General features: G+C 36.3%; 9 protein-coding genes. 3 read left to right on the top strand and 6 right to left on the bottom strand.

What is annotated here, in order from left to right; translation table 11 throughout:
• Window positions 1–64: 64 nt before the first annotated feature.
• From EG346_RS10240 to EG346_RS10230, 3 genes are read left to right on the top strand one after another with little or no spacing between them, the layout of a single operon-like run.
• Entirely contained in the window at window positions 65–5,089 is a 5,025-nt protein-coding gene (locus EG346_RS10240) for a translocation/assembly module TamB domain-containing protein (RefSeq protein WP_123878446.1), read from the top strand.
• Window positions 5,089–7,413, top strand: a complete 2,325-nt coding sequence (gene tamL, locus EG346_RS10235) for a translocation and assembly module lipoprotein TamL (RefSeq protein WP_123878444.1) — start codon at window positions 5,089–5,091, stop codon at window positions 7,411–7,413. Before EG346_RS10240 ends, tamL begins: the two co-directional genes overlap by 1 nt.
• Before the next feature lies 1 nt (window position 7,414).
• On the top strand, window positions 7,415–8,344 hold the full coding sequence (locus EG346_RS10230) for a YihY/virulence factor BrkB family protein (RefSeq protein WP_123878442.1): 930 nt from the start codon (window positions 7,415–7,417) through the stop codon (window positions 8,342–8,344).
• Between the two features lie 77 nt (window positions 8,345–8,421).
• On the opposite strand, the gene argS is transcribed toward EG346_RS10230, so the two are convergent.
• The 6 genes from argS to EG346_RS10200 all read right to left on the bottom strand — a co-directional run bounded on the left by argS (window position 8,422) and on the right by EG346_RS10200 (window position 21,641).
• Window positions 8,422–10,182 carry an arginine--tRNA ligase gene (gene argS / locus EG346_RS10225; RefSeq protein WP_123878440.1) on the bottom strand — a complete coding sequence of 587 codons (1,761 nt, stop codon included), beginning with the start codon at window positions 10,180–10,182 and terminating at the stop codon, window positions 8,422–8,424.
• 123 nt (window positions 10,183–10,305) lie between these two features.
• Window positions 10,306–11,739 (bottom strand): SusD/RagB family nutrient-binding outer membrane lipoprotein, encoded by a 1,434-nt coding sequence (locus EG346_RS10220; RefSeq protein ID WP_123878437.1) that lies wholly within the window; start codon window positions 11,737–11,739, stop codon window positions 10,306–10,308.
• A 6-nt stretch (window positions 11,740–11,745) separates the two neighbouring features.
• Entirely contained in the window at window positions 11,746–14,769 is a 3,024-nt protein-coding gene (locus tag EG346_RS10215; RefSeq protein ID WP_123878435.1) for a SusC/RagA family TonB-linked outer membrane protein, read from the bottom strand.
• Window positions 14,770–15,183: 414 nt separating this feature from the next.
• Window positions 15,184–16,605 carry a SusD/RagB family nutrient-binding outer membrane lipoprotein gene (locus EG346_RS10210; protein WP_123878433.1) on the bottom strand — a complete coding sequence of 474 codons (1,422 nt, stop codon included), beginning with the start codon at window positions 16,603–16,605 and terminating at the stop codon, window positions 15,184–15,186.
• 12 nt (window positions 16,606–16,617) lie between these two features.
• Window positions 16,618–19,620 (bottom strand): SusC/RagA family TonB-linked outer membrane protein, encoded by a 3,003-nt coding sequence (locus tag EG346_RS10205; protein WP_123878431.1) that lies wholly within the window; start codon window positions 19,618–19,620, stop codon window positions 16,618–16,620.
• 383 nt (window positions 19,621–20,003) lie between these two features.
• Window positions 20,004–21,641 (bottom strand): SusD/RagB family nutrient-binding outer membrane lipoprotein, encoded by a 1,638-nt coding sequence (locus EG346_RS10200; RefSeq protein WP_073334263.1) that lies wholly within the window; start codon window positions 21,639–21,641, stop codon window positions 20,004–20,006.
• Window positions 21,642–21,650: the final 9 nt, after the last annotated feature.

Genomic DNA, 21,650 nt, shown 5'->3' with positions numbered 1-21,650 from the left:
TAGGATACCACAACAAAGAACTAATAAAATAGTATTCTTATCTTTGTTAGAAACCTAATCGCATTTGGAACTGAAAATCAACAAAAGAAAAATTTTAAGGCGTATTGCAATAACCATTATTTCTATACTGGTTTTACTTACCCTTTTGATCCTGAGTTTAAGGCTTCCTGCCGTTCAAAACTTTATCAAAGACAAGCTGATCGTGTATCTTGAGAAAAAGATCAAGACGAAAGTAAGTCTGGAAAGGGTCTATATCGGATTTCCGAACAGCCTTGTCATGGAAAACCTTTATCTGAAAGGACAGGATGTAGACACGCTTCTCGCTGTCAAAAAACTCGATGTAGGGTTAAATATGCTGAAACTTATCAGCTCCACAGCCGATATCACCTCCGTAGATCTTGACGGAGCCCGTGCGAATGTTGTACGCAAACCCAACGGAACATTCAATTTCGATTATATCATTAATGCTTTTGCAACGAGTGACAAAGAAGAAAGTTCTTCCAAACCTTTTATTATTTCTCTTGATAAGATCAATTTAAAAGATATTGGAGTAACATTTAATGACCAGCAGTCGAAGAATGATATTAAATTATATTTTAAATCTTTTGATACAAGGGTTAAAACTTTTGACCTGAATAAAAATACCTATGCCGTTAATGATATTAATCTTGACGGACTGAAATTAAAATTAAAACAGGACCTCATTGAAGAAGTTTCTAAAAAAGTCGAGAAAAAAGTAGATTCCCTCAACGATAAAAAACCTATGAATATTGGTCTGAGGGGAATCAAGCTTACCAATTTCGATATCGATTATGGAGACGACAATACCAAAACTTTTGCCAAAGTTCTGTTTAAAGAATTAAGTACGAAGGTCAATAAACTGGATCTCGAGAATAATTCCTATAATATTTCCAACGTTGTTCTGTCAGGAGCAGATATTAACGCGAATCTTTATCTTCCTGCACAAAATGCTAATCCGAAAGACCAAAAAGAACCGGAAGTTTCGAAAGTTTCCGATCAGGATAAAGCGATGAAAGTACTTCTTGGAAAACTTGTCCTTAATGATGTAAAAGCTGTTTACAACAACACGGCTATTGCTCCTACCAGACAGGGCATGGACTTTAATCACATGAATTTCTCTAAAATGAATGTGGAGGTAAGAAGCTTCAAAATGGAAAATAACACGTTTGCAGGAACGGTGAATTCCGCGGAAGTTCAGGAAGCAAGAGGGCTTGATATTCAAAAATTCAATACGGATTTTGTCTATGCCGAAAAAGAGGCTTACTTAAAAGATCTCTATTTACAGACTCCCAAAACGCTGATCCGTGATGAGGTAATTTTAAATTATGATTCCCTGGAGCAGCTGACTTCAAATCCAGGCACTGTAAAAATTAAAGCTAATATTAAAGATTCCAAAATTGGTTTTGCCGACATATTGAATATAGTTCCTACTTTACGCAATACTGTTCCATTCAATAAATATCCTAACGCTATTCTGAATGTCAATGCTAATGTTCAGGGAATTGTCAATGACCTTCTGATCAAAGATCTTAAGGTGTCAGGTTTGGATCAGCTGAGAGTTGCGGCTTCAGGAAGGATCAAAAACGCGATGAAACCTGAAAATCTTTATTATGATTTAAGGATCGGAGAATTTTCAGCTGAGGCAAAGACAGTTTACAATCTTGTTCCGAAAAACACCATTCCTTCGAATATTTCTCTGCCTTCCCATTTTAGTATCAAGGGAAGCGCAAAAGGAACGACCAAAGTTGTAAAAGCAGATCTTAACCTCTACTCTACCCTTGGAAATGCTGCCATTGTTGCAGACGTGGATATGAGCAGAAAAAACCGTGAACTGTATGATGTAAAAGCTAATCTTCAGGGTATTCAGGTTGGAAAGATCATCAAAAATAAAGATGTAGGAGCCATTACCGCTCAGATTTCTGCAAAGGGCGAAAGTTTTGATTTCAAAAATGCAAAAGCAGATCTGAAAGGCCATGTAGCATCGGCTGTCTATAAAGGATACCGCTACCAGAATATGGATCTTACTGGTAAAATTAATAAAGGAGCTTACAACATTGTTTTAAATTCAAAAGATCCGAATGCGAATCTGAATTTAATCGCTTCCGGAGTTTACAATGAAAAAAATCCTACCGTAAAAATTAATGGAGAAGTGATCAAACTCGATGTGAATAAACTTGGATTCTATGAGAAGCCTATGATTATTGCGGGAAAGATCGACGGAGATTTTTCAAGCCTTGATCCGGATGCCCTGAACGGTTATTTAAACCTGAAGGATTTTGCTTTTTCAGATACAAAAGAGGTTTATCCTGTACAGGAAGTGAATCTGAAAGCTTACTCAACCCAAGACTCTACCCAAATTATTTTCAACTCTCAAATCGCTGATGTTTCTTTAAAAGGAAAATATAAACTGACCCAGATTTTTGGAGCTTTAACGCAGACCATCAATCAATATTATCAGTTTCAGAAACCAGCGAAAGGTCAGAAGATCGATCCGGGGCAATATTTCACCTTCAATGCAAAGATCAAAAATGATGATTTAATCAGAAAGTTTGTTCCGGAGCTGAAAAGTTTTGAAACGATCAATTTAGCAGGAAATTACAATGCAGATTCTCAAAAGATCGAAATCGACGGTCAGATCCCACAGGTCCTATATGGTGAAAATTCACTTGAAAATGTTGCTTTAAAAGTAACCAATGAAAATCAGGCGTTGCAATACAACCTGAATGTAGCTGCATTAAAAAGCTCAAGCTTCACCTTGAAAAAAGTGGCTGTAAGCGGAGATGTCGCAGATAATACCATTAATTACAATATTACCACAAAAGACGATAAAGATACCACACAGTTCCTTATTGCAGGTCATGCAAAATCATTGAATGACATCACAGAAATTTCATTGAATCCGAATGGTTTAAAACTTAACTACTCGGACTGGAGTGTTGCTGAGAATAATAAGATTCAAATCAGCAGCAAAGGGATTCTGGCAGATAATTTTGTTCTTTCCAATGCGGGAAGCGAGATATCACTTCAGTCTGAAACAGACAATCCAAGCAGTCCCCTTAATGTTTCGCTGAAAGATTTTAAAATTGAAACGATCACTGAACTCATCAAAAAAGATACAGTTCTGGCGAGAGGAACCATCAACGGGACAGCGCAGCTTCGGGATATTACCAAAAAGATGACCTTCACTTCTGATCTGAATATTTCAGACCTGATCGTCTATGGAAATGCGGTGGGGAACCTTGCTGTAAAGGTGAACAACGCTTCACCGAATATTTTAAATGCTGACGTTGCTCTTTCTGGTAATAATAATGATGTGAAAATTCTTGGAGATTATAATACGTCTTCAAGCACATTTGATCTGAATATGGCGATCAATAAGCTTCAGATGAAAAGTGTTCAGGGTTTTTCTATGAATGCGATCACCAATACCGAAGGTTATATTTCAGGAAATTTAAAGATTACAGGAAATACGGATCAACCTAATATTTTAGGGAAAGTAAAATTCAATGATGCCGGACTGGAAATTGCAAAAACAGGCAGTGATTTCAGAAAATTGAATGATGAAATTGATTTTACCAACCGGGGTATCGAGTTTGACAAATTTAAAATCAATGATAAGGATGGAAATTCTCTTGTAATCAATGGACAGGTTCTTACGCAAACTTACAGAGATTTTGCTTTTAATCTTGACGTTAATGCCAAAGATTTCAAAGTGGTTAATTCAGAAAAATCCAATGATGCAATGATGTATGGAATTCTTGCTATTGACGCAGGACTTCATATCCGGGGTAATCTGGATCTTCCTAAAGTTGACGGAAGGCTGTCCGTTTCTGACGATACAGATTTCACTTTTGTTCTTCCACAGTCCAGTCCTTCCCTTCAGGAAAGAGATGGAATTGTAGAGTTCATCGATCAGGATCAGGTGGTTTTAAACAAAACAATTAAGGCTGATTCACTGAAAGCCCAAAGCCGTTTCAAAGGTATGGATGTAAGTGTGAATATCGAAGTAAGTAAAGAAGCAAAAATGTCCATTGTCATTGATAAAGCCAACGGAGATTTTGTAAAACTTCAGGGTGAAGCAGAGTTAACAGGAGGAATTGATCCTTCAGGAAAAACCACACTGGTAGGAGTCTATGAAGTAGAAAAAGGATCTTACGAACTTTCTGTAAGTCTTCTGAAACGTAAATTTGATATTCAGAAAGGAAGCACGATTACATGGACGGGAGAGCCCACTGCAGCTATTATGGATATTACGGCTGTTTATAAAACGGAAGCACCTCCTATTGATCTTGTTGAGCAGCAGGTTGATGACCCGGCTGTATTAAACCAGCTTAAACAAAGAATTCCTTTCAATACCTTATTAAAAATGAAAGGTGAACTTCTAAAACCGCAAATCAGTTTCGACATTACAACGGACGAAAAAAACAATGCTGTTTCATCTGCGGTAACGGATGTAGTGGATCAGAAACTCACTCAGCTAAGGACTCAGGAATCGGAAATGAATAAGCAGGTTTTCGCCCTTCTTTTACTGAACCGCTTTATCGGAGAAAATCCATTTGAATCCGGGGCAGGAATGTCGGCTGAAGCGATGGCCAGACAGAGTGTGAGTAAAATTCTTTCCCAGCAATTAAATAATCTTGCGGCCGGTTTGATCAAAGGAGTGGATATCGATTTAGGCCTTGATTCTTCTGAAGATTATTCAACGGGACAAAAAAATACAAGAACAGACCTGAATGTGGGCGTTAGTAAAAAATTACTGAATGACCGTCTGAAAGTTTCTGTAGGAAGTAATTTTGCTTTGGAGGGTGAAGCCCGTCAAAACGAAAACACCACAAACATAGCAGGAAATGTCACAATAGATTACAGTCTGTCAAGAGATGGAAGATATATGATGAGGGCGTATCGTAAGGATGAATATCAGGTGGCTCTTCAGGGACAGATTATCGAAACGGGATTAGGATTCATCATCACTCTGGACTATGATAAATTCCGCGAGATTTTCCAAACATCCAAGAAAGAAAGACGTAAAAAAGAAAACAAGAATAACCAAGTGGTAGAATTTAAATAATGAAAAGTAATTTTAATATATATTGTAAATATTTGTTCGTTTCGGGATTTGCCGCTGTTTCGGTGTCATGTAGCAATACAAAATTTCTTAAGGAAGGTCAGATGCTTTACACCGGCGGAGAAGTGAAAGTCGAAAATGACAGTCTTTCAAAAAAGGAAAAGAATGAACTCAAGGCGGCGCTGGAGGAAAATTTAGTTCCTAAGCCCAATTCCAAATTATTAGGTCTGCGTCCAAAATTATATTTCTATAATATTGCCAAAGAACCTAAAAAAGATAAAGGATTCAATTATTGGCTAAAATATAAAGTAGGTGAAAAACCTGTTTTACTGGGGGATGTAGATCGTGAATTCAACAGAAAGATCATTGAAAACTATTCTGAAAATAAAGGATATTTCAATGCAAAAGCCACGTATGATACGGTATCAAAAAATAAAAAAGCACAGGTTATTTACACCTTAAGACCTGGTGCAAGGTATCTGGTGAGCAATGTTAAATTCCAGCAGGATTCCACACTTATCAACCGGGAAATTCAAAATTTCGCTAATAAAACCTTACTTAAATCCGGAAAACCTTTCGACCTCGATGTGATCAAAGATGAGAGAGAGCGTATTGATAATGGCTTAAAGGAAAGAGGTTTCTACTATTTCAGTCCGGATAATGTTATTGTTCAGGCTGACAGTACAGTAAGCAAAAATCACAAAGTAGAGCTTAACGTAAAATTAAAAGAAGACACTCCTGATCTGGCTACAGAACAGTTCAGTATTAATAATGTTATTGTCTTTCCCAATTATACTATTCAGGATGTCAAAAGAGGAAAGTACAGCGTTCCGATGAATCCTGATTCACTGTCCAAATATGCTTATGATGACATCTACGTCATTGACCCTCAACATAAATTTAAACCAAAAATCTTCGACAGAGCATTATATTTCAAGAAGGGGGATCTTTACAACCGCTCCAATCATAATCTTACGCTTAACCGTCTGATTAGTTTGGGGGTTTTCAAATTTGTGAAAAATGAATTTATCGTTTCAGATTCGTTAAAACATCAATTTGATGCGTATTATTTATTGACACCAAGACAAATTCAATCCCTCAGACTGGAAGCTTTAGGACGAACGAACTCCGCGAATTATGCTGGTAGTGAACTCAACCTGAACTGGACGCACAGAAACTTCTTCAGGGGAGCTGAACAGTTTAAGGCAGCCGTTTACGGAGCCTTTGATTTCCAGATGGGAGGACAGGAAAATGCACAGAATCTATTCCGTGCAGGGACGAATGTTCAGCTTTCAATTCCAAGAATTGTAGCACCTTTCCGCTTTAATTCTTCAAGTGCTTTTGTTCCGAGAACGAATATTACTTTGGGCTATGAATTTCAAAACCGTACTCAACTTTATACGCTTAATAATTTTAATGCTGCATTTGGGTATGTATGGAAGGAGAACGCCAGAAAGGAACATGAATTAAAGGTCATTGATATTACTTTGGTATCTCCTGCCAATGTAACCGATGAGTTTTACAAGCAGGCAACTACTCCTGCTGCACAAAGAGTCGTTGCAAAGCAACTTATTTTCGGGCCAACTTACTCGTATACGTATACCAATACAATGCTGTCTAAGCCTACCACTATTTATTATAAAGGAACGTTGGATCTGGCAGGAAACGTTACCGGTTTGGTAACAGGTGCCAATGTAAAAAAAGATAAAGAGAAAAAAATCTTCGGAGTCCCATTCAGCCAATATGCAAAAATGGAACATGATTTCAGGTTCTATCATAAATTCACCGAAAAGACTTCATTCGCAAGCAGATTTATCGGAGGGATAGCCTATCCCTATGGAAATTCGGAATTCATTCCTTTCTCCAAACAGTTTTTTGCTGGGGGAAGCAACAGCATCCGTGCTTTCCGTGCAAGAACTTTAGGGCCTGGAAGTTTTGATCCAAGAACTATTGAACCGGGAACTTTATTAGACCAGGCAGGAGACATCAAATTAGAGTTAAATGCAGAATACCGCGCCAATCTATATAAATTTTTAAATGTAGCAGCTTTTGTTGATGCGGGAAATGTCTGGTTAATCAATGATGATAAGAACAGACCCGGAGGTAAATTTTCAAAAGAATTCTTAAGTGAAATTGCAGTTGGAGCCGGAGTTGGTCTAAGACTTGATTTCTCTATCTTAATTTTAAGACTGGATCTAGCAATGCCGTTACGGGTTCCTTATTATGAAAAAGGAGACCGATGGGCATTTGACCGAATCAATTTCGGAGATTCTAGCTGGAGAAAAGATAATTTAATTTTAAATATAGCCATAGGATATCCTTTCTAATATGATCAATACTATCAAATTTTTCTGGGAGGTACTTAAAGAGACCTTCGATGAATGGAACAATTCTTCTGCATCAAAAGATTCTGCAAGTTTAGCCTACTATGCGATATTTTCTATTCCCGGATTATTGATAATTATTATCTGGATCGCAGGAAACTTTTTCGGTGAGGAAGCTATCCGTGGTGAAATAAGTAATCAGATCAGCGGTTTAATGGGAACGGATGTTGCAAAAAGTATTGAAGGAATGATTGCCGGTGCATTGATTGACAAGCAGAATATCTTTATGAAAATAGTAGGAATCGGATCTTTAGTTTTCGGTTCTACCACTTTATTTTTTCAGCTGCAACATTCTTTAAATACGCTTTGGGATGTAGAAGCTGCTCCTAAAAAAGCTTTGTTAAAATTTATTTTGGACAGAGCCAATTCATTGGGAATGATTCTTATTCTTGGTTTTCTACTGATGATCACCATGATTTTATCTTCCATGATCAGCCTGTTTAATAACTGGATCACGAATTATTTTGGCCTTGAAACCTATATGATTGTAGAGCTGGTCAATTTTGGAATTGGTTTTTGTCTGGTCATGCTGCTGTTTGCGCTCATGTTTAAAGTACTTCCTGATGTAAAGATCAGCTGGAATCCTGTATGGAAAGGAGCTTTGCTTACTACTGTTTTATTTACGCTGGGTAAGTTTTTACTAAGCCTTTATTTTGGAAATTTTAAGCCTACTTCCGCTTTTGGAACTGCCGGAACTGTGATCTTGATTATGATGTGGATCAATTATTCCTGTATGCTTGTGTTTTTCGGAGCAGAGTTTACTAAAGTTTATAACAATAAAAAGGGATATCCCATTGTTCTTTCAAAACATGCCAAATGGAGTGCGGCGAAGCTGTACAGAGATAGCAGAAAGGATGATTTGAGTGAGAGCTGAGATTTTCTTTTAATTTATCCGTAATCTATTTTACATTATAAAAAAATAGCCTCCTAAATTTCAGGAGGCTTTATTTTTTACATTCTGTCTACGGTTCCGATGCCGAGCAGGGTTAGTGATTTTTTAATTGTCTTAGCAGTGAGGTCTGATAGATTCAAACGGAATTTTTTTAAGTTTTCGTCTTCATGCTTCAGAATGACATTGCTCTGATAGAATGAATTATAAGCTTTTACTAAATCATAAACATAATTGGCTACCAAAGCAGGACTTAGTGCCTCTGCTGATTTCGCAACGACCGTTTTATAATTGGTCAATAGCATGATAAGTTCTTTCTCGTGTTGATTTAAAGTTACCTCTGAAATTTCCTTATAATCTACCTCTGCCTTTGATAACAATGATTGAATACGCGCATAGGTATAGAGGATAAACGGACCTGTATTTCCTGAAAATTCTACACTTTCAGCAGGATCAAACAGCATCTTTTTCTTAGGATCAACCTTGAGCATAAAATATTTCAAAGCAGCTAATCCTATGATTTCATAAGAAACCTCTTTTTCATCATCAGAAAGACCTTCCAGTTTTCCCAATTCCGTAGTGATCGATTTTGCTGTTTCATACATTTCCTGCATCAGCTCGTCAGCATCTACAACGGTTCCTTCACGGGATTTCATTTTACCGTTGGGAAGTTCTACCATTCCATAAGAAAGGTGGAACAATTGATCTGCCCACGAATAGCCTAATTTTTTCAGGATTTTAAATAAAACCTGGAAATGATAATCCTGTTCGTTTCCTACCGTATAAATGAGTTTCTGAATATTATTTTGTTTAAAACGTTCTACTGCCGTTCCTAAATCCTGAGTCATATACACAGAAGTTCCGTCTGAACGAAGCAGCAGTTTTTGATCCAGTCCTTCATCCGTAAGATCACACCAAACTGAACCGTCTTCTTTCTGGTAAAGAATACCTTTATCCAAACCTTCCTGGATCAAATCTTTCCCCAGAATATAAGTATTACTTTCATACTGAACCTGATCGAAATCGACACCTAATCTTTTGTATGTTTCGCTAAAGCCTTTATACACCCAGGCATTCATTTCTTTCCAGAGTTTTCTTACTGTTTCATCATCATTTTCCCAATCTAAAAGCATTTTTTGTGCTTCAACAATTAAAGGTGCGTCTTTCTTAGCCTGATCTTCAGTTGACCCGGCCTCAATAAGTTCAGCAATTTCTTTTTTGTAGTTTTTATCAAATTCTACATAATAGTTTCCTACAAACTTATCTCCTTTTGTATGGGTTGATTCCGGAGTTTCTCCATGTCCGAATTTCTCCCACGCCAGCATAGACTTACAGATATGAATTCCTCTGTCATTGATGATTTGAGATTTAATCACCTCATATCCTGCCTCTTTAAGAATCTGTGCTACAGAAAAACCTAATAGATTATTTCTGACATGTCCTAAGTGAAGCGGCTTATTGGTGTTTGGAGAGGAATACTCCACCATTACTGTTTCGCTCTTCTTTTCTATAGTATCAAAATCATTGCTAACAGATCTGAAATTATCCACAAACAGCTGGTTTTTCACCTTAATATTAAGGAAACCTTTTACCACATTAAAGCTTTCGAACAGGTCTTCCTGTTCTGTCAAAGCACCTCCTAATTCAACACCGATGCTTTCCGGATTTTTTTTAAGTTGCTTCACCAATGGAAATGTAACAATGGTAAAATCGCCTTCAAATTCCGTTTTATTTTCCTGAATCTCAAGCTTAATATCTTTCAGCTGGAATACGTTTAAAATAACCTCCGAAAGCTTCTCTTCTATAATATCTTTAATATTCATGTGTATGTATTACTTTTTAAAGGCTGAATGGAGCAGCCTGCTTCGTCTAAATATTTTTGAGATACAAATATACGGAAATAAAAAAACCGCCCGAAGGCGGTTTTTGATATGAATGTATATTTTTTAGTTGATATCCCAGAATATTTTTGTAGTAAGTTTATCACCTCCAATGGCGGCACTTGCAGCAGAGCTATTCGTACCATTAGTTGTCGCTTCAGCAGGTGGATACTGAAGTCTAACCGGGACTTTCCCACCAGCATTTGGAATAGCGGTAGTAGGAGCAACTAGTTGTGGATAATCCAATCTTCTGTAAAAGTTCCAAGAAGTTACAGCCTGATTATACATCGCTACCCATGCCTGCTCACCTATTGACTTTTTCCAATTTGCAGGGTTATAAGGATGAGCAGCTAAGTAAGCTACAGCATCTGCAGTCATTCCCCAGTCTGTAAATGAAGAGGTTACTGCGTTGTTATACAATGTAGCAGGACTTCCGCCAATTCCCCATCTTGCAGCTGCTTCAGCAAGATAAAACCCTACTTCTGTATAGCTTAAAAGAATTCCGGGTGTAGTAGCATCTCTTGTAAAAACACCTGGTTTTGAAAAGCTGGCAAAAGCACCAGGTGCTCCAATTACCTGCCCCACATACTGACCTGCAATTGGACCTCTGTAGTATACACTAATCCTTGGATCTGCTGTAGTATTCATGTAGTCTACTAAAGTTTTTCCAGCAATAAAATCATTTCTAGAAGTAACCTCCTGATAAACAGGATTTTCATTAGGAGAAGAATCTAGATACTGGAATTTACAATCATCTCCTGATGAGGACATCAATCCTCCTGAGATTGCTTGATTAACAGTATTCTGAGCTAAACTTGGATTAACATCTGCTAAAGCTATTCCTACCTTAAGCAGTAATGAGTTGCCAAATTTTTTCCATTTCCCAATATCCCCTTTATAAAAAACATCTCCATTCCCAAAGCCATCCGAGCTTGTAGATAAGTTATTTATATCAGTTGTTAATCTTGAAATAAGTGATGCATAAATATCAGCAGCCTTATCATATTTGGGAAGAGGATAAGACTCTATATCTAAAGCCTGTGTATAAGGTATATCGCCATAGGTATCAACTAAAACCTGGAATGTATAAACTTGCATTATATCAATCACCGCTAATTGATTTTTCTTTATACCAGGCCAAGTTGCCGTTTCCTGAATCGTCGGAACATAAGCTTCAATAGTTCTTCTTGCCTGGTCTAAATTTTTTAATGTATTAACATAAGTATCAGTCCAAACATTATTGGATACATTTCTATTCGTAAAATCATAATTACTTTCATTCACATAAATAGTCTCCTGCCAGTACTGCATTGTAAGCCTAAAATTGTTTTCATTAACACTAGGCGTCGTCATATAATCACTTAATTCTTTCTGAGCATAAGTTATTAATGCTTCTGGTGTAGTATTATATGTTGCATGCTGATCTGTGTTTACATCATCACTTGTTGAACATCCTACGAATGACATAGCGACTAACGATGTTAATATATATTTTTTCATACTTTCTTAAAAATTAATTTTTACATTAAACGATATGTTCCTTGTGGTAGGAAGTGGCCCGGATTGGTAACCTTGAATATTTCCAGCCGATAGACCCGCTTCAGGATCTGAGTAAGGAAGGTTTTTATGAATGATCCAAAGGTTGTTACCGATTAAGCTCATAGACATTCCTTGTATAAATTTAGAATTAAAGAAATCTTTATCAAATTTATATGTTATTGCTACTTCTCTCAATTTTACGAAGCTTGCATCATAAACGTAAGCAGCACCTGGAAGGTCTGTTCCTAAAACTTGGCTCGATCTTGATCTATCTAATCTAATTGTATTCGGGATGTATTGACCCGGATTATTTGGATCAGCCATTACTCCTGGCATGATTACACCTCCACCATTAGGCAAAGTATTTCTTATTGGATTATTCAAATCATTCATCCCCACTGAATCAGGATAAATTCCAGTTCCATAACCGTAGAACTGATCTAAAGAATATACTTTTCCACCTTGTCTCCAGTCAATTAAGAAGCTTAATGATAAGTTTTTATATGTCAATGTATTGTTTAGCCCTGCACTCCATCTGGATTGAAAACTTCCCTGATTATAAGTTGCTTTATCTGTAACCAAATAAGCCCCGTTTGGTCCTACGATTTTTTGTCCGTTTGAATCATAGACAAAATCAGAGGTCCAAAGCGTACCATAATCTCCATTGAGAGGAGCATTAACACTTGCTCCGCCCTGAAGTCTACCAATCGAAATATTCTCAATACCTGGACTAAGCGCTGTAACTTTCGTCCAAGGATTAGACCAGTTTAGATTCAAATCCCAAGAGAAATTAGTTGTCTTAATAGGCGTAATATTAACAGCTACTTCAAATCCTTCTGTTGTCAACTCACCAGCATTCTGAGTTCTAGCACTAGCCCCCGTAGCAAATGAAACAGGCAATGCCAAAATTTGATCATATGCTTTATTTTGGAACCACGATACATCAAACCCTAAACGGTTCTTAAACAATTTTGCCTCAATACCAAGCTCCACATTTTTAAGTCCTTGAGATTTAAGATCAAAATTTCTAAGTACAGCATTATAAGCATATACCGGAATATCTCCATAGGAAGGTTGGGAAAAATAACGGTTCATCAATTGATCTGCATTCGTATCTGATCCTACCTGAGAATATCCAGCACGTACTTTTCCAAAATTCAACCAGCTCGCCTTTATAAAATTTGAAAAAACTATACTCCCTGATAATGAAGGATACCAATAAACAGCATCAGTACTCGGCAAAGCAGTAGATTGATCCCTTCTAATAGTACCTTCTAAATAATAGGTATTTTTATATCCTAATGAAACCTGAGCAAAGGCACCGTATACATATTTTGATACATCAGAAATCAATGGTCTAGCTGGATTAGATTTAGAATTGGCTATGGTATAAATTCCGGGAGTATACAATCCTCCAGATGTAGATTGCTGATTTGAGAATGCTTTCTGGACATTTACATTTCCTCCTAGTAATGCACTAACATTAAAATCATCAGTTATGTCTTTCTTGTATGTAGCAATAAGATCGTAATTCGTTTCGTTGAATTTATAATTACTTAAAGCATATCCTGATGGTTGGACAACAGTATTCAACCCAAAATTATTCCCTACATAAGAGCCGACTGCTTTTCTATCTTCTGTCATCATTGTATATCCATCAGTACCCATTCTAAACAATAGATTAAAATCTTTGTTTACATCATAGTTTAAACTAAAATTTCCAGCAAACCTGTCTCGAGAGTCATTTTGATAGTTTTCATATCTTTGGAAATAGGGGTTATCCCAAAATGCAGGGCTCAAATCATCAGTCGCATTTATATTCCAAGTATAGTTCTTTTTATAAGTGTTGTAAAGATACTGTAGATCTTTTATATCTACGTTAGTTGGCCACCATTGTCTGAAATTAGTCATTATGTTATCATTATAACCAGTGCTATTTCGTCCTTTGGTCTTTTGAGTTACATAATTGGCATAGAAATTTGCCGTTAATTTATCTGTCAGTTTATAAGAAGCATTCCCACTAAAGTTATTTTTCATTAGCGAGCTGTTAGGCATGATATCGGAAGCATTTGTATTGGTATAACTTAAACGATATGTAGCTAAGTCATTACCACCACTGAAAGCTAAACTATTTACATAGGTGGATCCAACATCAAAAAACTTGATAGGTCCATTTTTTGCCATTTGCCAAGGAGTCTTTTGACCTTCAGTCGGCGAACCTGGAGTAAAAGCTCCATATTGCCAAACCATTGATCCATCGTATGGAGAACCATATGACGCATCATTTCCAAATTCAACAATTGGACTTCCATCTAATGTCCCGGCAAAACTAGTTCCTCTGTATCCTTGTCCGTACTGCGTTTGATACTTAGGAAAAGTTGATTTATCAACACTTGACATTGTAATGGAACTAGAAAATTCCATGCCTATACCTTCCTTATTTTTCTTTCCTTTTTTGGTAGTAATTATAATAACACCATTTTGAGCCCGTGAACCATAAAGAGCGGTTGCTGCTGCTCCTTTAAGTACATTAAGAGTTTCGATATCATTAGGATTTATATCTGATATTGAACTACCGTAGTCATAACCACCACCACCTGTGGTTTGGGCGGTTGTATTGATATTGTTATTTATGATAGGAATCCCATCTACAACAAAAAGAGCTTGGTTATTACCTAAGAGAGACTTAAATCCTCTCATTACAACATTGACAGATCCCCCAAAGTTGGTACTTTGTTTAATCTCCAGACCTGCTACTTTACCAGATAAGTTATTTAAGAAGTTAGTTGTAGGATTTTTATTAACAGCGTCACCCTTTACTTCCTGGGTTGCATAGCCGAGAGATCTTTTCTCTCTTTTAATTCCGAGTGCAGTTACCACTACCCCCTCAATTTCTTTTGTTTTTACCGTATCGTTCTTCTGTTGAGCATTAGCAATGGCAACAGATGAAGACAATACCAAAACAAGCAGACTTGTTGTTAGTTTCTTCATATCAAATTTTAATTTTTGTAACTGTACAAATTTGTAAAACTTTCTTAAAAACACAAAACAAAATCGTAAAAAATTATTAAATATTCATTAATTTTCAAAATAAAAACACTAAAATTTATTAAATTAAGTTAAAATCTAACCAATTAACAAAAAGAAACCATTTAAGCAATATTTTTTTTCAGAAAAACACAAATCCATTTAATTGATAATCTCTATATGAAACATTAATAATAAATAATAATAACAAATTGATAGTCAGAACCATTCATCACATCACAATGAAAATAAATAAATAACGGACCACAAATACAATGCTATACATATTATATTTTTCAAGCTTAAAATTGCCCATTATATCCTAAAACAACAAAAAACCGCCCTCGGGCGGTTTTTTGAATATTATTTAAGATCAAATTAATTGATATCCCAGAATAATTTTGTGGTTGCTTTATCACCTCCAATTTTACTGGCAGCAGCGTTAACATTTGCACCATTCAATACATATTCCTGATCAGAATAAGGCATTCTGTAGGGTACGGATGATAAATTAGATTTTGGAGGATTAACAAGGATTGGGTTATCCAAACGTCTGGTAAAGTTCCAGCTAGCAAACCCTTTGTTAAACATTGCAATCCAAGCTTGTGTACCGATAGATTGTTTCCAGTTGGCAACATTAAATGGATTAGCAGCTAAATACGTTACTGTATTGGTCGTACTTACTCCATTTTCTCTCATAGATTCTGTTACAGCAGCAATATAAAGATCTGCGGCAGTACCTCCGACAGAATATCCTCTTGCTGCAGCTTCAGCTTTTAAGAAGGCTACTTCCGCATAACTTAATAGGTTAGATGCTGTAGTAGCACTTCTAAAGTAAGGGCTTAATTGAGAGAAATTAGTATAGGGATCATTTAACTCTCCGAAAACACCACCTTTATAAACCCCTCCGACTTTCGTAAACCATACGTCCATTCTTGGATCGGAAAGAGCTTTCATGGTGTTAATAGTCAGTTCGCTAGGTAAAAAGTCATTTCTACCGGAAGCTACTAAATTATCATAAACAGGGTTTGAAAAGGTGTTTCCATCATAACTAAATTTGTAGGCTTCGGTATCAGAGGAGATAACTCCTGCTGCGATTGCTGACTCAGCAGTAGCTTTGGATAATGCAGGATCAACGTCTGCTAAATTTATCCCCAATCTTAATTTAATAGAATTAGCAAATTTTTTCCATTTTGTCATATTCCCTCCATAAACTAAATCACTATAACCAGTAGCAGACGGCTTTATGGTAGCAGTAACAGCATCGATTCTCTTAATTAAATCCAGATAAATAGTCTTAGCATCATCATATTTAGGGGTTAAAATCTCATCTGGCTTAAAAGCTTCAGAATAAGGAATATCACCAAAAGTATTTACTAAATTCTCCCAAATAAAAATTTCTTCAATTTCTAAGGTTGCCAACTTGTTGGCACGTATATCATCCGCTTCTACTTCATTAACCAGATTCATTTTTGCCTGTTTCAGATTGTTAATACTGTAAACATACATTCTGTTAAAATGATTACGGGGCTGATTACGGGTAACAAGATTATATTGCGTTTCATCAGGATATTGCGTTTCCGACATTTGTTGTGTGAAAAACCTGTAGTTATTAAAATTCACACTTGGATTATCCATATAATAAGATGATTGATATAAGGCAGTAGCTAGCAAGTTATCAGATGGAAGAAATGACGGATGTTTAGGGTCGTCGTTAAGAGAAGTTAAATCACTTTGGCACGAACTTAAAGCTAACCCAATACACGCAGACACCAAACTTATTTTTATAATATTTTTCATTTTTAAAGTAATTTAGAATTTAAATGTAACGTTGATACCTAAATCTCTTGTCGTAGGCATTGAACCAATTGACCACCCGTAAGAGCTAAGTCCTCCACCTACCATTGCTTCCGGATCAGCATATGGTAAATTTTTATGAATAATCCATAGATTTCTACCTACAATCGAAATTTTAGCATCATAAATTTTGGTTCCAGCCAATAAAGACTTAGGAATCATATAGCCAATACTTGCCTCTCTTAGCTTAATAAAGGAACCATCATAAACAAATTCGCTCGCAGGTTGTGTTTTGTATCCGGTAGAACCACTGTTATCAATCGGTGATAATGCAATATTATTTGGAGTACCATCAGGCAGAACACCAGGCAAAACAATAGGTTTGTCCCTGTAATCTCCTTCGGCTGTTTCTTTATAAAGACCAGATGACAATCCGTAATACATATCTGTTGAAAATACATCACCTCCTTTACGCATATCAATCAAGAAGCTTAGAGAGAATCCTTTATAGCTGAAGCTATTTCTAATACCTCCAATCCAATCCGGTGTAGTATTACCTATTACTTGATTTGGATTTTGTAAATATTTTCCTGTCTTCGGATCGATAACTTTCTGCCCATTTAAATAGGTATAATCGGCGCCAATCAATGTTCCCCAAGCCTCACCTACTCTGGCATTTAAAGATACACCTCCCTGGAAACTGTTCAATAAATAATTATTAATTCCAGTATATAGCTCTACTACTTTATTCTGATTCTTAGACCAGTTTGTATCAATACTCCAAGTGAAATCTTTTGTCTTTATAGGCACCAATCCTAACTGTACTTCAACCCCACTATTATCAATTCTACCTGCGTTGAATATTTTACCTGTATATCCTATAGCTGCAGAAGTAGGAAGTGGAGAAAGGATCTGAGGAGTAGTTCTTGTCTTATAATATGCAAAATCAACCGTTATTCTGTCTTTTAAGAAATGTGCTTCAGTTCCCACTTCAAATTCATTGGCCTTTTGAGGTTGCAGATCTGGATAAGGTTGATTTAAAATAGAGTTATAAATTCCTTGATTGTATAAAATTCCAGCAGGTCTATAATTATTAACTAATTGATAAGCAGCAGCAGATCCCCCAACCTGAGCATAATTTGCTCTTATTTTCCAGAAATTCATCCATCTTTTAGTATCTAGAATCTCAGACATAATTAATGATCCTGTAATCGAAGGGTAGTTGAAAACATTATTACCTTTTAAAAGTGTTGATGTTTCTTCTATCCTGAATGTTGCATCTAAATAGAATTTTTTATAAAAATCGAATGAAGCTGTTGCATACCATGAGTTAGTTTGTATTGTATATTCAGTTTCATCCTCTGCTAGCGGTGCCTTTTTAGAGTTGGATAAAGCATAAATTCCAGGTACTATCAATCCCCCCTCTGTTGAAGCATAGATTGAATTGTAATAATTCCTACGTATGTTTCCTCCTACAACTCCGGAAAGGTTAATATTATCGGTGATATCGAATTTATAATTTACCATTAAGTCATAGTTAGTTTCAGTCTGTAGTATATCACGCCTTCCATATCCAGAGCTAATAGTGTTATTTGATTGTCCAAAAGCTTGAGGCAAAGATCCAACAGCCAATCTTGTTTCCGCTATAAGGCTTGACCTGTCATAAGAAACTTTTCCAGTAACAGAAATATTATCCAGCAGATCATATGTTACCTGGCCATAAGTGAAATTTCTATATCTTTTGTCTGAAGAATAATTCTGATATGCCTGGAAATATGGGTTGTTCCAATATGCAGGAGCTCCATTGGCGGCAGACTTCCTATTCCAAGTAACATTACCATAGTTATTGGATGCACTAGCCACAGCTGGATCTACATTTGCAAAATATAAGTTTTGCAGATCATTAATATCCACATTAGTTTGCCACCATTGCCTGAAGCCAGTAGCTATATTGTTTGAATACCCCGTAATACTTCTACCCTTAGTATCCTGTAATGTCATTGTAGAATAAAAAGAAGAATGCAATTTAGGAGTTAGATCATAATTGATCTTTAAAGAGAAATTATTTTTATTAAGATGTGAGTTAGGCATTAACCCATCAGACATCATATTTTCATAAGTAAAACTAATGTTTTTCCCTTTTTGTCCTTTTTCTAATGTTACACTATTGATATATGAGGCTGGATTTTCAAAAAAATTGATCGGGCCATTTTTAGCTGCTACCCAGGGGGTTGCTTTTTGATAATTGGGAGATAAAGGATTAAATGAATCCCACTGATACACCATTAAATTAGGATCAAATTTTGGGCCCCAAGAAGCATCCGCTCCAAAGTTAGCATTATTCAAACCATCAGAAGCCTGTGTGCCAAATTTTTGAGAATAACCAGCACCATATCTTGTCTGATATTCAGGGAAAGTAGACTTATCAATAAATCCTATCTGCACTGCAGAAGAAAACGTAACTCCCCAGGAACCATCATCCTTTCCTTTTCCATTTTTAGTTGTAATAACAATTACTCCGTTTAACCCTCTTTCACCGTACAGAGCTGAGGCTGCAGCTCCTTTTAATACGTTAATGGATTCAATATCTTCCTGATTGATATCAGAAAGAGCATTGCCATAATCAATTGAATTCTCTCGAGTAGTGTTATTATTAACAGGCGATCCATCAATAACAATTAGCGGATTACCACCTGCAAGTGATTTCACTCCTCTTATAACTAAATTGGAGGACCCTCCAAAGTTGTTATTGGTTGTAACATTTAACCCGGCTACCTTTCCCGATAACTGTGATGCAATATTACCCGTATTTGTAGTACCATCAGAGAGAGCACTGGCCTTTATTTCCTGAGATGCATAACCCAAAGACTTTTTTTCTCTTTTAATACCGAGTGCTGTCACAACCACTCCCTCAATTTCCTGAACCTTAACAGTATCCTTCTTCACCTCCTGAGCATTGGCTACAGCTAGCGACGAAGATAACACAAGTATAAGTACGCTTGTTGTTAATTTCTTCATATCAATATTTGATTTTATTACTTTATAAAATTTGCAAAACTTTCTTAAAAACACAAAGAATTACCAAAATAAACAGCACTTATACAACAAATAAAATAAATTATAGTAATTTATTTCATAAAATAAAAAATATATAGAATATTAAACAAAATAAATCACACGATAGTTACTTTTTTTCAAAATCTGAAATATGCTATAAAAGCATTCGCTAAAACACAAAAAACATTCATTATCAAATATATATGAAGTAAATATTAATAAATCATTAAATACTATCACTGAACGCTTACATCATTTTATTCACGAAAAGCTGAACCAAAAGCTATAAAACAAAAAAAACCGCCCGAAGGCGGTAATAAAAATATATTAAAAATTTGTCTTACTTATTTTAACCAGAATGGAGAATAAGCATTGATATTATACATATCATCAATACTTGGATTAGGCACGTTAGCCGTATTTGAGATATATTCTGACTGCGGATACATTAGTCTCTTCGGTCTTGATGTATAATAGGCCCCTTGTGGCATTGGTAACTGAGGGAAACCTGTTTTTGTATAACTGATGTATGTCTCAGTCGGGTTGATATTCGTTAATGCAACCCATTTCTGATACTGGATAGCTTGAATCTTATTAGCGGATGCAGCCCATCCCATTCCTGGTTTTGCAGCTATCGCATTAAGATACGCAGCACTAGCAGCTGCTGTAGAACCAAACGTTGTAAATGACTCAGTAATACCTTGATTAAAACTCGTTTGAGCGTTAAATGCCATAGTAGTAGGATATACAACCGCAGCTTCAGCCTGTAAGAATCTTACTTCTGATAATGTCAGTACAAGTCCTGGATTTGAAGCTAAAGCCGTACTTGTATTAGGTCCAGTAGTACCATTTGTGAAGGCCAAAAATAAACCTAGAGTCGCAAAATCACCTTCTGCTTTCCCTGCTTGTTTAGTTCCTCCCTGAGGTTGTCCTACTATATTACCAGCAGCAGTACTTGGGCTTCCAAGTCCTCTACCAATAAATAATCTGGAAATCCTTCCATCTGACACTCCTGAAGTTTCAGTTGTCAATCCTCTTAGAGAGTTAACGATGTGTTCTGACGCAAATGTCTGTCTAAAACCTGCACCAATATCCCCTGCATCAATATCTATTCTTCCAAAATTTGCATAGAACGGATTTCTCTGATCTAAAGAATTTGGATTAAATCCTGGCTGAATCTTCACATCTGCACTGATAAAATTAGCTGGATTACTAGTAAGTGGAGCCATAGACAGAAGTTCTGCATTTCTCCATGTAATAACTTCAGGATCTGTACAATTAGAAAGCCTAACAAGCATTTTAAGCTTCACTGTATTAGCCATTTGCGTCCAGAAAGTTCTCCACGTAGCAAGATCCTGAGTTGCACCAGATCCTTGGAAGATTGGATCTTCAGTAAAAGCCAAATTATAATTAGATGAACTTGGAGTCTGTGGGATCAATGCAAGTGCTTGGTTCAGTTCAGCTAAAAGTCCCTTATAAACATCCTTAGCCTTATCATATTTAGGATTCTTATTAGCCTGTCCTTTGAATGCCTCAGTATAAGGAACATCATTGTATAGGTCAACGATCATCTGCATATAATAAGCCTTCATCACCTTAGCTACTGCAACATGATGAGGATATTTTGCAGATTCCGGAGCATCTATTACTGCCTGCAGGTTAGATACTCCTAAATAAAGATTATCCCAGATATTGTCATAGAACTGTGAATCTGCTCTCATTCTGAACTCATCCCCGTAAGGAGAAGCATAATAGTAAATATTTCCTGCCCATGCATTCATCATCAGGTTACCGAATCTGTTCATGGTATTACCCTGTGTTCTGAATACTACAGTCTCAGCAGCGCCCAGTCTATCTTTAGGAGTTACCTGATTAGTATAGGCTTCGTTTACATTTTTATTTACATCTAGGAAATCATCACTACACGAGTTGAAAAACAGCAGCGTCGTCATTCCTAAAATAGGTATTAGTATCTTTTTCATTATGATTTA

Origin of the sequence: Chryseobacterium carnipullorum (genome assembly GCF_003815695.1) — a bacterium.
In the GTDB taxonomy this organism is placed as follows: domain Bacteria; phylum Bacteroidota; class Bacteroidia; order Flavobacteriales; family Weeksellaceae; genus Chryseobacterium; species Chryseobacterium carnipullorum.
This window is presented reverse-complemented; position numbering and strand designations above follow the sequence as displayed.